Below are 16,112 nucleotides of genomic sequence, written 5' to 3' on the forward strand. Positions count from 1 at the left end.
GGGAGTCCATGCCGTTCCTATTGATCCTCATTGCGCTGTTACTTATTGGTGCAGTGGCTTTGTTGCTTTCGAGCCAACGTAAAAAGCTTGGCGTTGGACGTCATTTTGAAGCTACGGGTGAACCGATTGTGGGGCTCACGGAGCATCAGGCATCGTTGCCACCGGTGCTGCTTCCAGAGAACCCGCGTGCTGAACACATTGAAAAAGTTCGCTTTTCGCTCGGGTTGCGTGGCTACCGTTGCGATCAAGTGGATGAGGTTCTCGACGTGCTCGCAACCGAAATTACTAGCCTCGAAAATACGATTCGTGACCTTGAGTCACGGCGTGTGATTAGCGACACGAGCGAAAATTAGTAATAATAGATGATAAGAGTCCCAACTCAGCCGGGAATCTTGGCAGAGTATGGACAAGGCAAGCGGTAGTGCGTGACGCAAAAGCACGTTGCGCGCGTTAGCCCAGACGAAGGGAACAGCTTAATGGCTGCAATGAAGCCACGCACCGGTGACGGAGCAATGGAAGTTGTCAAAGAGGGCCGGAGCCTGATCCTACGCCTGCCAATTGATGGTGGCGGACGACTGGTCGTTGAGCTGAATAACGCTGAAGCGGCCGAGCTGCGCGATTGCCTGCTCAAAGTCACTGACTAGACTTCCCTGATCGCCACGAGGCGATGGCACTCGAGGACCGACAATATTGTCGGTCCTTTTGGCTTACCTAGCGAGACTTGGAAATTGGTTGTGGCAGAACAGTAGCCACGAACAATCCCTGTTCGCTAGGGAATAGATGGGTCTGCAAACGTGGATCTTCGCGAAGCATCCGCAACGCATCGCGGGTCATCACCGTTGAGGTACGGCGAACAGCTGGCTTCGCTAGACGATGCTCATCAAAAGCGTTGTTCAGAATAATGACTCCGCCAACACCAACGATGCGTTTGGCCTCAGCAACATATTCCAGCAGTAAGTCTGCGCCAGCATCGATCAGCACCAAATCGTACGCATGATCGGCCAAGCGTGAGAGAACATTTTCAGCACGCTCGTTGATGATCCTGGCACGTGCCGACGGAATGCCCGACTCGCGTAGCCCCTGACGCATGGCATTGGCGTGCTCCAAGTCGGATTCAATGGCCGTCAACGTCAGTGAGGGGCCTACGGCTTCAAGCATGGCCAGCGAGGCGACTCCAACACCCGAACCAATTTCAACCGCGTTGCGAGGCCTACGCAAGGTGCACAACAGCTGCAACATGGAACGCCCAGCAGGATCGATGCACCGCACTCCCAGATCCTCTGCCCGTTCGCGAACCTGCGCCACATGCTCTGGCTCGCTGACGTGGTTCTGAGAGTAGGTCCAGCTCGCAAAGAGTTCTGGATTCATCGAAGGCATGGGTAGTGGTCCTCAATAGCGTTGTCTGATAATGGCCACTTCTAATCGTACCCAGCGCGCGGAGCGAAGTTGTTCAACTTGATGGTTCTCCCGCAGGGGATTCTTAGCTTCAGCTCAGCTTGTCGACACATACTTGAAGAGTGAACAATGCACCAAGTGATTCAATCTCTGCTACCCCGGCACCGGAAACCACCACGCCTACATGGGACCAAATGGTCCAAGAACATGGCGAACAGGTTTTCCGACTGGCCTACCGCCTTACCGGTAACCGCCATGACGCAGAAGACCTCTCCCAAGAAGCATTCGTTCGCGCCTTCAAGGCGTTGGATAAGTACACTCCTGGAACCATGGGTGGTTGGTTGCACCGTATCACCACCAACATCTTCCTAGATCAGGCCCGCCGCAAGAGCAAGATCCGCTTTGATAGCTTTGCCGAAGGTGCTGAAGAACGTCTGCCGGGTAACGTGATTACCCCAGAACGCTACTTTGAATACAACAATCTCGACGTGGATGTGCAAGAAGCCTTGCGTTCTCTCTCACCAGAATTCCGTGCAGCCATCGTTTTATGTGACATGGAAGGCTTCTCTTACGAGGAAGTCTCACGCATTCTGGATGTGAAGCTGGGAACTGTGCGTTCACGTATCCATCGCGGTAGGGCCATGCTTCGAGATGCCCTTGCACACCGCAATCCGGCAAACCGTACGCCAAAGTCTTTGTCACTGCCAAAGCTTCCACGAGGTTTGCGTCCAGCGAATTAGTCTGTGCTGCTGGCAGGGCGCTTGGTTATATGGCGCGGTGACTTCGTGAGTTTGTCTGAGACAAGGTAATCTTTTTACGTGGATCTTTTTGGAATCAATGGTAGCGAGTTTATTATTCTCGCAGTGCTCGCGGTAGTCATTCTTGGCCCCGAAAAGTTGCCTGAATACGCCAAAAAGCTTGCCAATTTGGTCAAAGAAGTGCGGCGCATGGCCAACGGTGCCAAAGAGCAACTGCGTGAAGAGGTCGGCGATGAAGTCGCCGACATTGACTGGAAAAAGCTGGATCCTCGTCAGTACGACCCACGGCGCATCATCAAAGAAGCTCTCATCGATGAGTTTGATGACGCAGTAAACCTAGCCAAGGAAAAGCCGAACACCCCGGTCGCAGCAGCTCCGGTGCGAACGGCTATTGCACCTCAGACTCAGAAGCAAGCTCCACTGGCTGCAAATGAAGCAGCTCCCTTTGATCCACAGGCCACCTAAGGCTTCGAGCTAGAACGACATTGGCAGCGATCGCCCGGCTAGTCCGCGCGGTCGCTGTACTAGTTTGTTGACCAAATCATTCAGGGCTGTAGCCGCTGGTGATTGGGCGTCGCTTAGCACCACTGGCTTGCCTTGGTCAGAACCCAGACGTACCGATTCCTCCAAGGGAATTTGCGCCAACAAATCAACGTCGTAACCCAACTGACTGGTCAGTGACTGGCTAAGCTTCGCGCCACCACCGGAGCCAAATACTTCCATGCGCGTGCCATCTGGCAACTGCAGGAAGCTCATGTTTTCGACAACACCGATCACCTTTTGATTAGTCTGCAAGGCAATGGTTCCCGCGCGCTCAGCAACCTCGGTGGCGGTGGACTGCGGAGTGGTGATAACCAACAGCTCACTGTTAGGCAAAAGCTGCGAAACAGAGATTGCCATGTCCCCGGTGCCGGGAGGCAAATCCAAGAACAAGTAGTCTAGGTCGCCGAAGTACACATCGGACAGGAACTGTTCCAAGGCACGGTGAAGCATTGGACCACGCCAAATAACAGGCTGGTTCGAATCCAAAAACATGCCGATAGAAATGACTTTCACACCGTGAGCTACCGGCGGCAGGATCATGTCATCCATCCGGGTAGGGTTCTGCGTAATCCCCATCAAAGAGGGTATAGAGAAGCCATGAATATCAGCATCAATCAGGCCGACCTTTAAACCCTGAGAGGCCAACTGTGTTGCAAGGTTTGCGGTGATTGAGGACTTTCCAACGCCTCCCTTGCCGCTGGCTACGGCGATAACTCGGGTCAGTGACTGCGGATCAGAAAAGGGGTGCGTCGACTAGCTAGGCGCTCGCGCAAGTCTGCACGCTGCTGCGGATCCATGACGCCGAGGGTGACGTTAACGTCCTGAACTCCAGGCACGGTGAGTAACGCGGAGCTTACTTCTTGCTCAATGGTGGAACGCATCGGGCAGCCTTCGATGGTCAACAAGATGGTGACCTCTGCTGTGCTGCCCACAAGCTGAGCGCTTTGTACCATATCAAGCTCGGTGATGGGACGACGTAACTCTGGGTCGTTGACCTTCGCTAGGGCCGCAAGAAGTTCTGGCGAATTGCTCACTTGCTGTTGTTCTTCCGATTCTGTGACTGTGGGGCGTTGACCGAATCCATTAGTCCGGTCTGTGGGGAGGAACTCTTGCCGCTGCCCTTTTTCTTAGCGCGCAGGTGCAACTCTTCGCCTTCGGTGGTTTCGAGCAGTTCTTCTAGGACGTTGCGAAGTTCTGAACGCACATAGTCACGGGTTGCGACGTCGCGAAGAGCCAGACGCAACGAAGCCAGCTCGCGGGTGAGGTACTCGGTGTCGTAGAGGTTGCGCTCTGCACGGGCGCGGTCTTCAGACAAGGACACACGGTCACGGTCATCCTGGCGGTTCTGAGCCAACAGCAGCAGGGGAGCGGCGTAGGAAGCCTGCAAGGAGAGCATCAGCGTCAACGCGGTGAAACCGATCGTTGAGTCATCAAAGCGCCAACTTTGTGGCGCCACGGAGTTCCAAATCAGCCAGAAGGCACAGAACACCGTCATGTACAGCAAGAACTGAGGCGTACCCATAAAGCGGGCAAATTTCTCAGTGACAGAACCGAAAAGATCCGGGTTAGGGGAGAATTTCGGCCAGAATCGTTGTCGTGCTGCTAGTGGGGTGTCCAGGCCATTAGTTTTACGCTGCTCAGCCATAGCTGGAACTCCTCTGCTGATCTGTCTGTTGATGGTGCTCGTTTAGTCCTGAGAGCGCCAATCATCGGGAAGGATGTGATCCAAAATGTCATCGACGGTGATGGCTCCAACGAGCCGGCCCTCTTTATTGGTCACACCCACACTGGTGAGGTTATACGTGGCTAAATGCCTGACGACTTCCGAGATATCGGCGAGATCCGACATGGATTCAAGCTCAGTATCAAGGATGTCGCCCAATGGTTCGGGTGGTGCTGCGCGCAAGAGCGCCTGAATGTGAACCTGTCCCAAATATCGTCCAGTGGGAGTCTCCAGGGAGGGCGCACCACATACACAGTGGAAGCCAACGCGGGACTCAGCTCTTCTAAACGGACGGAGGCCAGAGCTTCAGCCACAGTCGACTCCGGAGTCAAGATGACTGGAACGGGGGTCATGACCGAACCGGCAGTACCTTCGGGGTAGGCCAACAGACGGCGAACGTCCTTCGCTTCATCCTCGTTCATCAGATCCAAGAGCTGATGTTTGGTTTCCTCAGAAACACCGGCCAACAAGTCGGCTGCGTCGTCAGGGTCCATCTCTTCAAGCACATCTGCAGCGCGTTCAAGGCCGAGGGCTGAAAGGATCTCAACCTGCTCACGGTCTGGCAATTCCTGAAGCACGTCCGCAAGGCGCTCATCTTGCAGGTGCGCAGCAATTTCTAGACGACGCTTTTCATTCATTTCATGAAGAGCGTCGGCGAAGTCAGCGGGTTTCATCTCATCGTGGGTGGCCACGAAGGTGTCTGCTGACTGTGGTTCTTCTTGGGAGCCGTGACGCAGGTCCTGCCAGGAAACTAGTACCTTGTCACGCTTGCGCGAGCGTAGGCCCAGCAGTGAAGACGTAGGTACGCCGCGCTGTACGTAGTATTCATTGATTTCCCAATCCCCACGACGGGTCTGGGCCAATCCAATATCTTCAATAACACCGCGACCGGATCCATCAACAAAGGTGATGGTGCGGTCAAACATTTCGGCGACAACAAGGATTTCTTGGCCACGCTGTTGGAAGCGGCGCATATTTACCAGACCAGAACAAATCACCTGGTTGGCTTCCATCGACTGGATGCGAGTCATCGGTACAAAGACTCGACGTTTGCCGGGTACCTCGACCACCAGACCAACACAAGCAGCGGCCTTCTGCGGGCCGCGGGAAACGACGACAACATCGCGTAATCGGCCCAAGCGGTCGCCCAAGGGGTCGAAGACATCAAGCCCGAGAAGTCGGGCGACGAAGATTTTAGACACTGGTGCGCTCACCTCTCTAGACTATCGTGTCCCACTGGTCATCGCGGTGTGCAAAGCCACAGGATAGCCACTGTTTCTTTCACCGTCAGCGATAGTTACTTCACAACTAGGCAGGCTCACAGTAAACCTGTGCACAATATAGATATGACCGCGCCTCATAGAGTAAATTCGATCAGCCCCAACGGTTTGCCTCGCGGAGAACTGCTTGGACGTTACACCAGCTACCTCGACGCGCAGAAGCTCGTTGATTACTTAGCAGACAATGATTTTCCCGTTGCTTCGGTGAGCATTGTCGGTAATGACGTACGTACTGTCGAGCGAGTGACCGCGAAGCTTTCTTACCCAAAGGTGGCGCTTGCTGGTGCCGCCCAGGGTGGCATGATGGGCCTGTTTGTCGGCCTGCTACTTTCGCTATTCGGCGGCGGCGGAAACGGTCTTTACCAGATCCTTTCCTCCATCGGTCTGGGCATGGCCATCTGGATGGTGGCCGGTGTGGTGAGCTACTCAACTCGTCGCGGAAAGCGCGATTTTGCCTCCTCCAGCCAGTTTGTCGCTACCAGCTTTGACGTGGTGGTGGACTTCGAGCAGGCACAAGCCGCTCGCGCACTGGCTTCGAAACTTCCTATGCGTCCGCAACAGGGTAACGCGCAGCAGCCAGGGGCACAGCAGCCTGGCGCGCAGCAAGCACCCGGCACGCACCACGCACCAACCCAGGTTCAGCAGCAGGCGCCGGTGGCTACTACTACCCAGCCAAACCCAACGCAGGCTCCAGATACCGCAGAAGCAACTGATGCACGCAAGGGTCAGTTCCCGGACTTGCCTGATGGACGCCCACGCTACGGTGTGCGGGTGAACGAGCCAAAGTCAGCGGCGGCCGAAGAGCCTGCCACCAAGCCGGCCGAAGATTCATCAGCACAGAATAAGTCTTCTGAAGCCGAGAACGATGAAGATCTTTCAGCGGTTGAACCGACGATCAATCCTTCACAAGGTTCGCAGCACCGGGCCAAGGACGACGAGTCGGAAGCCTAAAAACTTAGAACAAAAACACTGAAGGTCTCGGTGTCATTGCTCATTGCAATGACATCGAGACCTTCAGTTTTAAGCATTGTCTGCCTAGATTAGCCGCGCAGCTTGGCCATCCATGACTCAACGTCCTCTGGGTTTCGAGGCAAAGCAGCGCTCAAGTTCTCGGCACCATCAGCGGTGACAAGAATGTCGTCTTCAATGCGCACACCCAAACCGCGGAACTCTTCAGGGATCGCAAGATCCTCGTCCTTGAAGTACAGGCCAGGTTCGATGGTGAAGACCATGCCTTCCTTGAGTTCTGCGTCCAGGTACAGCTCGGCGCGAGCCTGAGCACAGTCGTGAACGTCTAGCCCCAAGTGGTGGCTGGTGCCGTGTGGCATCCAACGACGGTGATGCTGACCTTCTTGGCTCATGGCTTCTTCTACCGAGACAGGCAAGATGCCCCACTCTGAGAGACGTTCGGCCAGAACACGGGTGGCGATCAAATGCAGATCGCGGAACTTCAGACCTGGCTTGACCGCAGCAAACGCTGCATCGGCGGCATCTAGAACGGCCTGGTAAACCTTGCGCTGAACCTCGGTGTACTGACCGGACACTGGCAACGAGCGGGTGATGTCTGCGGTGTACAGGGATTCTGCTTCGACACCTGCATCCAGCAACAGAACTTCGCCTGGTGAGACGGTACCGGTGTTGCGGATCCAGTGCAGGATCGTGGCGTTATTGCCCGAGGCTGCGATGGTGTCGTAGCCCAGTTCATTGCCTTCAAGGCGAGCACGTGCAAAGAACGCACCTTCAACAACGCGCTCACCACGCTCGTGCTCAATAGCCTTATCCAAGTTGCGTACAACATCTTCAAAACCATTGATGGTCGCTGCAACTGAACCGCGCAATTCAGTGATTTCGTGCTCATCCTTGATCAGACGAATTTCAGAGACAAACTCGGAAAGCTCGGTATCTAGGGCATCGCTGGCCTCTAGATCCTGTGCAGTGTTCATCCGTGAAGTGTCAACGAGAGCATCCATGTTCATGTCGACTTCGCGGACCAAACGAATGCGGATACCACCAAGCGCCTGCGGGCCAGCATTCTTGGTGACGGCCATTTCTAGCTGTTCCAGGGAATCGGTTGGCAAGCCGGTGCGTGCGGAGTGGGAAGACAGCGTTGGGCGCGGACCGACCCAGAACTCGCCGGAGCGGGAGTTCAGGTAGAAGTCGGTGGTGTCGCGCCCAGCCATCGGGGCGAAGTACAAAGTGGAAACGTGATTGCTGCCGTGCTCGCCAGCACCGTCATCGGTTGGTTCCATAACCAAAACTGCATCTGGTTCATGGTCAACACCGAGACCGGTCAGGTGAGCAAAGGCCGAATGTGGGCGGAAGCGGTAATCGGTGTCATTGGAGCGGACCTTCAATGGGCCGGCAGGAATGACAAGACGCTCACCAACAAAGTTTTCCGAAAGCTTGGCACGGCGGGCCACAGCGAACGGTGCAGCTGCATCCTGTTCTGGTAGCTGCGACGTGTCAGTTGCCCACGAGGAGGCCATGAATTCTTGGAATGCCTTGGACGTTGGACGCTGGGAACGGTTGTTCACTCGGTCTTCCAACGGCTGATTTGTGCCTGTGGCAGATGATTCTTGATTGGTCATAATCCAAGTGTGTCACCAACTCAGCTTTCCCAGCAAAGAATCAGCGCAAGGGATAATCTGGGAATATGCGAATTGACCTGCACACCCACTCCAACGTGTCAGACGGAACTCAAACTCCTTCCGATTTGATCCGTTCTTCTGCCACCGCTGGACTAGATGTGGTGGCGTTGACCGACCATGATCAAACCACTGGTTGGGCGCCGGCTGCCGAAACGGCAAAGGAACTGGGGGTCGGTTTCATTCCTGGCATGGAAATTACCTGCCAGGACCCCAACGGGATTAGCGTGCATTTGCTTAGTTATTTGCATGACCCCACCTATCAGCCACTGCTAGACGAGCTGGAATTATCGCGTAACGCTCGCATCATTCGTGCGCAGCGCATTGTTGAACGTCTGGCTGAGGACTACCCGGTGAGTTGGGATTTGGTCAGTGAGCATTGCCAACCGGGCGCAACCATTGGCCGTCCGCATATTGCTGATGCTCTGGTCTCTGCAGGGGTGTCAGAGAATCGCAATGAGGCCTTCGCTAATATCTTGTCTTCGCGTTCCAAATACTATGTTACCCACCCCGCAGTACGTCCGGCCGAAGCGGTCAAACTTGTCCGTGAAGCCGGGGAGTCCCCGTGTTTGCCCACCCGAAAGCCTCGCTGCGTGGACGGACCGTACCCAACTCAACGTTCCACGAAATGATCGACGCCGGTCTGGGTGGGGTGGAAATTCATCACCGAGACAACAGTGAAGAAGGCAAGGAATGGTTGCTTGACCTTGCTGCCAAAAAGAACTTGATCATCACCGGTTCCTCGGATTATCACGGAACCGGGAAACTAAACCGGCTCGGTGAGAATGTCACCGAGCCGGAAATGTTGCAACGTATTATTCAGGAAAGCAGTGGAACTCAGGCCTCGGTATAGGTAGTCGACTCGGGCAAGCGTGAACGCATCACGTCGATTGCTTCCGAATTCTGATCTACCAAGACAAACTTTCGTCCCAGCTTTGCAGCTACCGCTCCGGTCGTTCCAGAACCGGCAAAGAAGTCCAATACCCAGTCGCCTGGGCGTGAAGATGCCGAAACTACTCGACGCAAAATACCTTCAGGCTTTTGTGTTGGGTATCCGGTTTTTTCCTTGCCTGTTGGCGAAACGATGGTGTGCCACCAAACGTCGGTAGGCAGCTTGCCCAAAGCTCGCTTTTCGGGAGTGACCAAGCCGGGAGCCATGTACGGTTCACGGTCTACTTCTGAAGAATCAAAGTGATACTTCTTTGGATCCTTCACATACACCAAAATGGTGTCATGCTTAGCCGGCCAACGGTTCTTGGCGCGGGCTCCGTAATCGTAGGCCCATATGATTTCGTTCAAGAAGCTGTCGCGACCAAAAATCTCATCGAGTAGAACCTTGACGTAGTGGACCTCGCGGTAGTCGAGGTGCACATACAAGGTGCCATCTTGGGTGAGCAGACGGTGCGCCTGACGAAGCCTTGGCTCAATGAAGCTGAGGTAATCGTCAAAGGTGTCCTGGTAAGAACGCGCAGCACCAAGTTCGGTGCTGTAGGCACGACCTTGGAAACCGGTGCGGTCACCTTCACCTTCGGCAGCACGAACCATCGTGCGCTGGGCACGAGTCTGTTTACGTCCGGTGTTAAATGGCGGATCCACGTAGATCAAGGTGAAGCTTTCATCTGGCAAAGCCGAGAGAATGCTTAGATTGTCGCCGTGGTACACGGTATTGGCTGACGCCGGAGCTGACGATGATGAATCATCATCAGCTCCGGTTTCAGGTATTGCTGATTCTTCGGGTTGAGCAAGCACCGCTGGCTTAGGTTCCTTTCGGAAGAACGAACGAACTGGTGGGACTTGAAACTAGTCCTGTCCACCTGCATCGGTGCTACGGGTACGACGACGCGAACGGCGGCGTGGTTCCTGTGCTGATGCATCCGTGCCGGCCTCAGCTGAAGCATTTGGCTGGTGCGATTCGCGATGCCGCTCGTTCTCACGTGCTGGACGGTCCTGCTTGCCCTTGGAGTGGCCGTGGCGTGAATTCTCCTGCTCGCCAACGGCTTCCTGACCGGCGCGCTGTTCGGTCTTCTGACCGTTGACGGTGCGGGTACGGGAGCGCGAGTTGTTGCGACGGCGAGGAGTGCGCTGTGAATCTTCACGACGCTCCGAACCTTCGCCCTCTGCAGGGGCAGCCTTCTTTGCGCGTGGCAAACGGCCCTTGGTTCCCTTAGGAATGTCCAGATCCGTGAAGAAGTGAGGGGAAGACGAGTAGGTCTCCACTGGCTCTGGAACGTTCAGTCCCAGTGCCTTGTTGATCAAGGACCAACGAGGAACCGAATCCCAGTCAACAAAAGTTACCGCGGTGCCGGTGTTGCCAGCACGGCCGGTACGACCAACACGGTGAAGGTAAGTGTTCTCGTCATCTGGGCACTGCAAGTTGACCACGTGGGTGACGTCATCAACGTCGATACCGCGGGCAGCAACATCGGTAGCAACCAGAATTTCAATCTTGCCTGAACGGAACGCCTTCAGCGCCTGTTCGCGAGCACCCTGACCAAGGTCACCATGCAAAGAACCGGCATTAAAGCCACGGTCTACCAGCTCATCAGAAAGTCGAGCAGCCGAACGCTTAGTCTGCGTGAAGATGATGGACTTGCCACGGCCTTCAGCCTGAAGCAGGCGGGCCACCATCTCGTCCTTGTCCATGTTGTGTGCGCGGTAGACCAGCTGACGGATGTTGCGCTTGGTCAGCGAATCGTCGTCTCCTGGATCCTGGGCACGAATATGTGTTGGACGGGTCATGTAGCGCCGTGCCATGGTGATCACAGCGCCTGGCATGGTGGCCGAGAACAGCATTGCCTGGCGTACCGGAGGCAAGGCAGCCAAGATGCGCTCTACGTCGGGCAGGAAGCCAAGGTCCAGCATTTCGTCGGCCTCATCCAAGACAACGGTGCGAACCTGCTTGAGGTTCAGCACGCGCTGACGGTTCAGGTCAATAAGGCGACCTGGGGTACCAACAATCACGTCGGTGCCGGCCTTCAGAGCATTGATCTGCTCTTCGTAGGGGCGACCGCCATAGATGGTGGTGATGGAGATGTTGGAGTGCTTTGATGCCTGTGCGAGGTCGGCGCCAACCTGGATAGCCAGTTCACGAGTTGGGGCAACGATCAGTGCCTGCGGGGCACCTGGGAATTCAAGATTCTCGTAGCCTTTGTCGCCTGCACGGATCACGCGCTGCAATGCAGGGATACCAAAGCCAAGGGTCTTACCGGTACCGGTCTTTGCCTGGCCAATGATGTCATTTCCGCCCAGAGCCACCGGAAGGGTCAGCGACTGGATGGGGAAGGGATACTCGATCCCGGCTTCCGAAAGGGAAGCGACAATGTCTGAACGGACCTTGAGGTCTGCAAAGTTCTGCTTTGCTGGCTCTTCGATGGTCTGTGGGTCTTGTGGTTCGGCAGCTTCTGCCGTCAGAGTCGTGTCAGTCACGATATTAATATTCTCGTTTCATGTGGGCCCAGCTCCGGAGTGATTCCTCGGCATTTTCTGCCGTGGGTTCATCGTGCTGTGCTATTCCAGCGGAGCCGATCGCGTCGTTTCGCTTAGGAGAATCTCATTCACCTAGGGAATGGTGACCGCTGGGAAGCCACCAAGATACTGTTTTATTTCTCAGCCCATTGCGATCGGGCATCCTAATTTCTAATAGCCCAAGCATAACGGGTTCTAGTCAAAAACCTTGGGTTAGGAGTTTTGGGCCACGATTTCAAAGCTAATCTTTCGCTGTGTGGGATCAGCCTGGATCAACTTTGCGGTGACCAAAGTTCCCGGTTCGCCGTCTCCGGTGAAACTACCGGTGACCGGCAATTGCACTAGCTGTAGTTGTCCTTCGGCAGATTTCCCTTCGCCGCCGCGTGCACTTTGCACCACGATGGCTTGGAATTCTTCTCCAATACGGTTTTGTAGAAGTACTGCTTCCATCAGATCCAGCGCAGCCTTGTTGACCTTGTTGGCCGAAGCGGAGCTTGATTGCATCAGTTCTGGAAGCTGGTCCAGAGCGGTTTTCAGCTCATCAGGAATGCTCTGATTTGAGGTCAGCAAGCTGCAGGTGAGCAGTACAAAGCGGTCCACCAAGCGTCGCAGCGGTGCGGTGGTATGTGCGTAGGGCGCAGCCAAAGCGGCCTGAACGAGGTCGGTTTCGGGCTGACCATTAATAACTTGGTAGTCGGCCCCACGGAACAGTGATGCTGCGCGGTGCATAATCACCAGTTGTTGTGGGTCGCTGACATCTAGGGTGTGCAGGTATTGGCCATAGCTGATGCTCTGATCCCATGGATGACCTAGGAGCTGGGTTTGTGTGCGGAAGTCCGCTAACGCTTTGTCCTCGGGGGCAGACATGGTGCGAAGGATTCCGACGCCGGCATCGAGCATCAGCCGGGCTGCGGCAATGCCAGTCAACAAGGAGATCTGGGCGTTGTGATCTTCCAAAGGCAGAGGAACTCGGCTCACCAGCTTGTAGCCATCGTCCGTCGCCTCGACTTCTTGATCAGGCAGGGTCAGTGATGCGCCGCCGCGTAGCTGTTCCTGCTTGGTGCGCAGGGCGCCAATTTCGGCCAGTAACTCTAGCTGTTCGTTCCCGGAAGATTCGTCGAGGCTCTTTTGGGCGGAAACGTAGTCCAACTGCGCGCGGGATCTGATGCGTACCCGGCTCAGCTCAATCTCGCCAAGCGCGCCCTGAGTATCAAGGGTTATTCTCCAGTGGAAGGCGGGGCGAACCTGATCAGGTAATAATGAGCCTTGATCTTCAGAGATCAATGGTGGATGCAAAGAGATCTTACGGTGAGGAAGATAGTAAGTCTGTCCACGTTGGCGTGCTACCTCATCGAGCTTGCTGCCCAATTTAACAAACGCCGGTACATCCGCGATGGCATAGTTCACCACGTAGCCAGCTTCGTTCTTTTCCAGATACATTGCCTGGTCTAGATCCGTGGCACCTTCGGGGTCGATGGTGAAAAATGGCATGTCGGTGGCGTCGCGCTCTGGCAGTTCCAAGTCGGCCACGGCCGTCTCGGCTGCAGTGAGTGTCTGCTGATCAAAGGGCGCGGGAACTTCAAACTCGGTTTCAATTCCGAGCAACAGCTCGGCCAAGTCTTTGGTCGGTACTGGACGTGGGCTGCGGATACGTGGTTGAGTCACCCCTTAGCATTATCACAACACAGTGAACTAAGACACTATTTCGAAAAAAATGGCCGGTGTCCCGTCAACGGGAAACCAGCCATTCTTCGACAGGCGTCAAGCGCCTTGAATAATTTGTGTTCTACTGACCGAAGCCGACGCGGCGAACTTCTTCTGGGCCGATCTCAACGTAAGCGATGCCAGCAGAAGGCAGCAAAACCTCGCGGCCCTTTGGATCCTTAAGTGCCAAGACGGTGCCATCGGCGATGGCCTTAGCGACCTGCTCGTTCACTTCTGCGTTGCTGAGCTCGGATTCAAGTACAACTTCGCGGGCTACATTCTGAATGCCAATGCGGATTTCCATGATTGTCGCTGATCCTCTCAAACGATTTAGGTGTCCCGTATGGGTCCTCTGAAGACTAATTTAGCTAGTTTTCTTTGGGGAACTGTGAAATTCCGCGCCAAGCTAAACGCGAGATGAGATCTACGGCGGTTTCTTGGTCCACCGCATCATCGGTGGAAGCCCAATAACGAGCAGAAACTTGCGATAGGCCAGCCAGGGCTCGACCGGCAAGCAGGCCTTCAGCCTCGCTCATGTCGGTGTCCTGCACAACAACGCGGGCGATAGACGCAGCGAGCTTATTGTTGAAGCGTTCGATACGTCCGGCAATCAGCTGATCAGACAATACATCGGATTCAAAAATGAGACGGTAGGCCTGAGATTCGCCCTTGATGTAGCTGTAGTACGTGTTGATGGTGGCAAACACGCGCTGACGGTTATCGGTGGTGGAGCTGATGGCTTCTTCGAGCTTCTTGCTGAAGTCGGCTAAGTGAGAATCCAACAAAGCTAGGTAGAGCTCGCGCTTACCGGGGAAGTGTTGGTACAGCACTGGTTTGGATACGAGTGCCACTTCAGCGATTTCGTCCATGGAAGCGCCATGGTAACCGTGGGCAACAAAAACTTGATGGGCGGCCTGCAATAGCTGTCGGCGCCGGGCTTCACGGGGCATCCGCTGGGAGCGGGCACCTTTGCTATTTTCAAGTTCCGTCATGTCGAATCCGGCCTTTCCAGCTGCTGCGCGATGCACCGCCGATTCAATCTGGAAATTGAGCGCAGTGATCTACTTGGAAGTAGTATTCCATGCTTTGACTTGGAATGCAGAACTGTAAATCAAGAAACGAGGATTAATTATGCGGATTTTGATTCTTCGGTGACCGGGCAACTCGCAACCGGGCTCGCGGTACTTCGGACCGGCGGTACCTCAGCCAGTGGACTAACCTGTGGCTCGGATAGCTCTAATCCGTACAGGGTCTCCAACGCTGAGACGTATTCGTCGGTGCGTCCTTCGCCAGCTAATTCGCGGGCTCGTACGGTCGGAACATGCAGAAGCTGGCGGACCATACGACGCATTGCCATCTCTACTTCTTCAGCAGCTGCAGTACAACCATGCTGTGCGCGAACCTTGGCGATTTCCTGATCAAGGACGGCCTTGGTGTGCTGGCGCAGGGCCACAATCGCGAAATCTGCTTCACGCTCACGCTGAGCTGTAGCAAATTCGGTGGTGGCTTTCTTTACGATGCGACTAGCGGCGTGTACAGCCATAGCCTGCTCGGTGGGAGCAGCCATGCGGACCGATTCAAGGGTAATCAGTTCTGCGTCTGCCAGCTCAACCAAAGTTGGATCAAAGTCATGAGTTAGAGCCATGTCGATAGCGATCAACGGATGGTTTTTCACACGTAATGTTTCTAGCTCTGCACGCGAGATCTGGTGTCCGCCACCGGAACAACCAACAATCACGTCGGCTTCACGCAGTGCCTGGGGCAGAAGTTCATCGCTGAGCGGGAATCCTCCACGCTTAGCCGTGAAGTCAGAGGCACGGCCCGAATGCGAGTAAACAGAAACGCGCTTAACGCCACGTTCCTTCAGTAGAGCCATGGTTGCTCCGGCGTATGAACCGGTGCCGAAGAGCACAACGTCCTGTTCGGACCAATCGCGATCTCCGGACATCAGCTCTTCAGCCAGATCCAGTGCCACCGATACAACGGACTTGCCCTGAGTTCCCAGATCCGTATTCGAGCCGACATCCTTGGCTGCTCGGGTTGCGTTCTGGAATAAGCGGTTGAGGTTGCTTGTGGTGGTCTTTTCGGTTTGCGCTTGGGTCAGTGCACGACGTACCTGGCCGGCGATTTCGCGTTCGCCAACAACGGCCGAGTCCAAGCCAGCGCCCACGGAGAAGAGGTGCTCGATGACCGGTTCACCTTCCAGACTGGTGAGGTGGCGGGCCAAGAAGTCGGGGGAGAGGCTAGTGCTTTCTGCCAGTGCGTTCACCAAGTGATCGGTGGCGTCATCCACGTGGGAAACGTCCGCATACACCTCGAAACGGTTGCAGGTTGCTAGAACGACGGCACCATTGATGGCCGCCGAACCGTTAACGGAGGCAGCTGCCAGCCCGTCGGCCGAAGCGCTAATTTGCGCGACGGTCTCAAGATCGAGCTGCGAATGCGAAGCGACAAGAGATAAGAAAACCACAGTGTCCCCAGAATAGGACGGAACGACCGAGCAAACAACGCAGGCGTGCCTAAATCGGGCCCTTTGGGTGGGTTAGGTTGCTCACCTTCGGCTGCTTGCGGACCTCCCGAATGGGCTTTAATCTCAAGA

At 55.3% G+C, this 16,112-nt stretch carries 14 protein-coding genes and 3 pseudogenes; 6 read left to right on the forward strand and 11 right to left on the reverse strand.

What is annotated here, in order from left to right; translation table 11 throughout:
- The first annotated feature begins 8 nt into the window (after positions 1 to 8).
- Positions 9 to 353, forward strand: a complete 345-nt coding sequence (locus N6V40_RS08820; protein ID WP_131088641.1) for a DivIVA domain-containing protein — start codon at positions 9 to 11, stop codon at positions 351 to 353.
- Positions 354 to 476: 123 nt separating this feature from the next.
- Positions 477 to 644 (forward strand): DUF3117 domain-containing protein, encoded by a 168-nt coding sequence (locus tag N6V40_RS08825; protein ID WP_131088640.1) that lies wholly within the window; start codon positions 477 to 479, stop codon positions 642 to 644.
- A gap of 67 nt (positions 645 to 711) precedes the next feature.
- Here the strand turns inward: N6V40_RS08825 and N6V40_RS08830 are convergent, their stop codons facing one another.
- Positions 712 to 1,377 (reverse strand): O-methyltransferase, encoded by a 666-nt coding sequence (locus tag N6V40_RS08830; protein WP_131088639.1) that lies wholly within the window; start codon positions 1,375 to 1,377, stop codon positions 712 to 714.
- 140 nt (positions 1,378 to 1,517) lie between these two features.
- Between N6V40_RS08830 and sigE the strand changes: the two genes are divergently transcribed.
- Positions 1,518 to 2,135 carry an RNA polymerase sigma factor SigE gene (gene sigE / locus N6V40_RS08835; RefSeq protein ID WP_262197348.1) on the forward strand — a complete coding sequence of 206 codons (618 nt, stop codon included), beginning with the start codon at positions 1,518 to 1,520 and terminating at the stop codon, positions 2,133 to 2,135.
- Positions 2,136 to 2,213: 78 nt separating this feature from the next.
- Positions 2,214 to 2,618 carry a sec-independent translocase gene (locus N6V40_RS08840; RefSeq protein WP_131088638.1) on the forward strand — a complete coding sequence of 135 codons (405 nt, stop codon included), beginning with the start codon at positions 2,214 to 2,216 and terminating at the stop codon, positions 2,616 to 2,618.
- Between the two features lie 9 nt (positions 2,619 to 2,627).
- On the opposite strand, the pseudogene N6V40_RS08845 reads toward N6V40_RS08840, so the two are convergent.
- The 3 genes and pseudogenes from N6V40_RS08845 to N6V40_RS08860 all read right to left on the reverse strand — a co-directional run bounded on the left by N6V40_RS08845 (position 2,628) and on the right by N6V40_RS08860 (position 5,633).
- Positions 2,628 to 3,730 (reverse strand): annotated as a pseudogene (locus N6V40_RS08845) (Mrp/NBP35 family ATP-binding protein).
- On the reverse strand, positions 3,727 to 4,341 hold the full coding sequence (locus N6V40_RS08855; protein WP_131088636.1) for a DUF1003 domain-containing protein: 615 nt from the start codon (positions 4,339 to 4,341) through the stop codon (positions 3,727 to 3,729). The pseudogene N6V40_RS08845 and the gene N6V40_RS08855 overlap by 4 nt, the downstream one beginning before the upstream one ends.
- A 42-nt stretch (positions 4,342 to 4,383) precedes the next feature.
- A pseudogene (locus tag N6V40_RS08860) lies at positions 4,384 to 5,633 on the reverse strand (magnesium transporter MgtE N-terminal domain-containing protein).
- A gap of 132 nt (positions 5,634 to 5,765) precedes the next feature.
- On the opposite strand from N6V40_RS08860, the gene N6V40_RS08865 reads away from it, so the two are divergent.
- Complete coding sequence (locus tag N6V40_RS08865) at positions 5,766 to 6,650, forward strand: YflT domain-containing protein (RefSeq protein ID WP_262197351.1); 885 nt, start codon at positions 5,766 to 5,768, stop codon at positions 6,648 to 6,650.
- 89 nt (positions 6,651 to 6,739) lie between these two features.
- Here N6V40_RS08865 and N6V40_RS08870 read toward each other — a convergent pair whose 3' ends face one another.
- Positions 6,740 to 8,287: an aminopeptidase P family protein gene (locus N6V40_RS08870; RefSeq protein WP_262197353.1), complete on the reverse strand. Its 1,548-nt coding sequence runs from the start codon at positions 8,285 to 8,287 to the stop codon at positions 6,740 to 6,742.
- A 65-nt stretch (positions 8,288 to 8,352) separates the two neighbouring features.
- On the opposite strand from N6V40_RS08870, the pseudogene N6V40_RS08875 reads away from it, so the two are divergent.
- Positions 8,353 to 9,197, forward strand: a pseudogene (locus N6V40_RS08875) (PHP domain-containing protein).
- Here N6V40_RS08875 and N6V40_RS08880 read toward each other — a convergent pair.
- The 6 genes from N6V40_RS08880 to N6V40_RS08905 all read right to left on the reverse strand — a co-directional run bounded on the left by N6V40_RS08880 (position 9,182) and on the right by N6V40_RS08905 (position 15,983).
- Positions 9,182 to 10,066, reverse strand: a complete 885-nt coding sequence (locus N6V40_RS08880) for a DNA-methyltransferase (RefSeq protein WP_396268643.1) — start codon at positions 10,064 to 10,066, stop codon at positions 9,182 to 9,184. The pseudogene N6V40_RS08875 and the gene N6V40_RS08880 sit on opposite strands and share 16 nt — an antisense overlap.
- Before the next feature lie 78 nt (positions 10,067 to 10,144).
- Positions 10,145 to 11,770, reverse strand: coding sequence for a DEAD/DEAH box helicase (locus N6V40_RS08885; RefSeq protein WP_262197355.1), 1,626 nt, complete (start codon positions 11,768 to 11,770; stop codon positions 10,145 to 10,147).
- A gap of 252 nt (positions 11,771 to 12,022) precedes the next feature.
- Positions 12,023 to 13,474 carry an RNB domain-containing ribonuclease gene (locus N6V40_RS08890; RefSeq protein ID WP_131088630.1) on the reverse strand — a complete coding sequence of 484 codons (1,452 nt, stop codon included), beginning with the start codon at positions 13,472 to 13,474 and terminating at the stop codon, positions 12,023 to 12,025.
- Positions 13,475 to 13,595: 121 nt separating this feature from the next.
- On the reverse strand, positions 13,596 to 13,817 hold the full coding sequence (locus tag N6V40_RS08895; protein WP_131088629.1) for a DUF3107 domain-containing protein: 222 nt from the start codon (positions 13,815 to 13,817) through the stop codon (positions 13,596 to 13,598).
- A gap of 64 nt (positions 13,818 to 13,881) precedes the next feature.
- The gene (locus N6V40_RS08900; RefSeq protein ID WP_131088628.1) at positions 13,882 to 14,505 is read right to left on the reverse strand and encodes a TetR/AcrR family transcriptional regulator; all 624 of its coding nucleotides are present in this window, start codon (positions 14,503 to 14,505) and stop codon (positions 13,882 to 13,884) included.
- 137 nt (positions 14,506 to 14,642) lie between these two features.
- Positions 14,643 to 15,983 (reverse strand): glutamyl-tRNA reductase, encoded by a 1,341-nt coding sequence (locus N6V40_RS08905; protein ID WP_262197356.1) that lies wholly within the window; start codon positions 15,981 to 15,983, stop codon positions 14,643 to 14,645.
- Positions 15,984 to 16,112: the final 129 nt, after the last annotated feature.

The sequence above is a fragment of the Glutamicibacter sp. M10 genome (assembly GCF_025452055.1).
In the GTDB taxonomy this organism is placed as follows: Bacteria; Actinomycetota; Actinomycetes; order Actinomycetales; family Micrococcaceae; genus Glutamicibacter.

Bases quoted from the DNA above. Each gene is read 5' to 3' on its own strand.
- N6V40_RS08825 (WP_131088640.1), top strand. From the start codon at position 477: ATGGCTGCAATGAAGCCACGCACCGGTGACGGAGCAATGGAAGTTGTC.
- N6V40_RS08830 (WP_131088639.1), bottom strand. From the start codon at position 1,377: ATGCCTTCGATGAATCCAGAACTCTTTGCGAGCTGGACCTACTCTCAG.
- N6V40_RS08820 (WP_131088641.1), top strand. From the start codon at position 9: ATGCCGTTCCTATTGATCCTCATTGCGCTGTTACTTATTGGTGCAGTG.
- N6V40_RS08865 (WP_262197351.1), top strand. From the start codon at position 5,766: ATGACCGCGCCTCATAGAGTAAATTCGATCAGCCCCAACGGTTTGCCT.
- N6V40_RS08900 (WP_131088628.1), bottom strand. From the start codon at position 14,505: ATGACGGAACTTGAAAATAGCAAAGGTGCCCGCTCCCAGCGGATGCCC.
- N6V40_RS08895 (WP_131088629.1), bottom strand. From the start codon at position 13,817: ATGGAAATCCGCATTGGCATTCAGAATGTAGCCCGCGAAGTTGTACTT.
- N6V40_RS08855 (WP_131088636.1), bottom strand. From the start codon at position 4,341: ATGGCTGAGCAGCGTAAAACTAATGGCCTGGACACCCCACTAGCAGCA.
- N6V40_RS08870 (WP_262197353.1), bottom strand. From the start codon at position 8,287: ATGACCAATCAAGAATCATCTGCCACAGGCACAAATCAGCCGTTGGAA.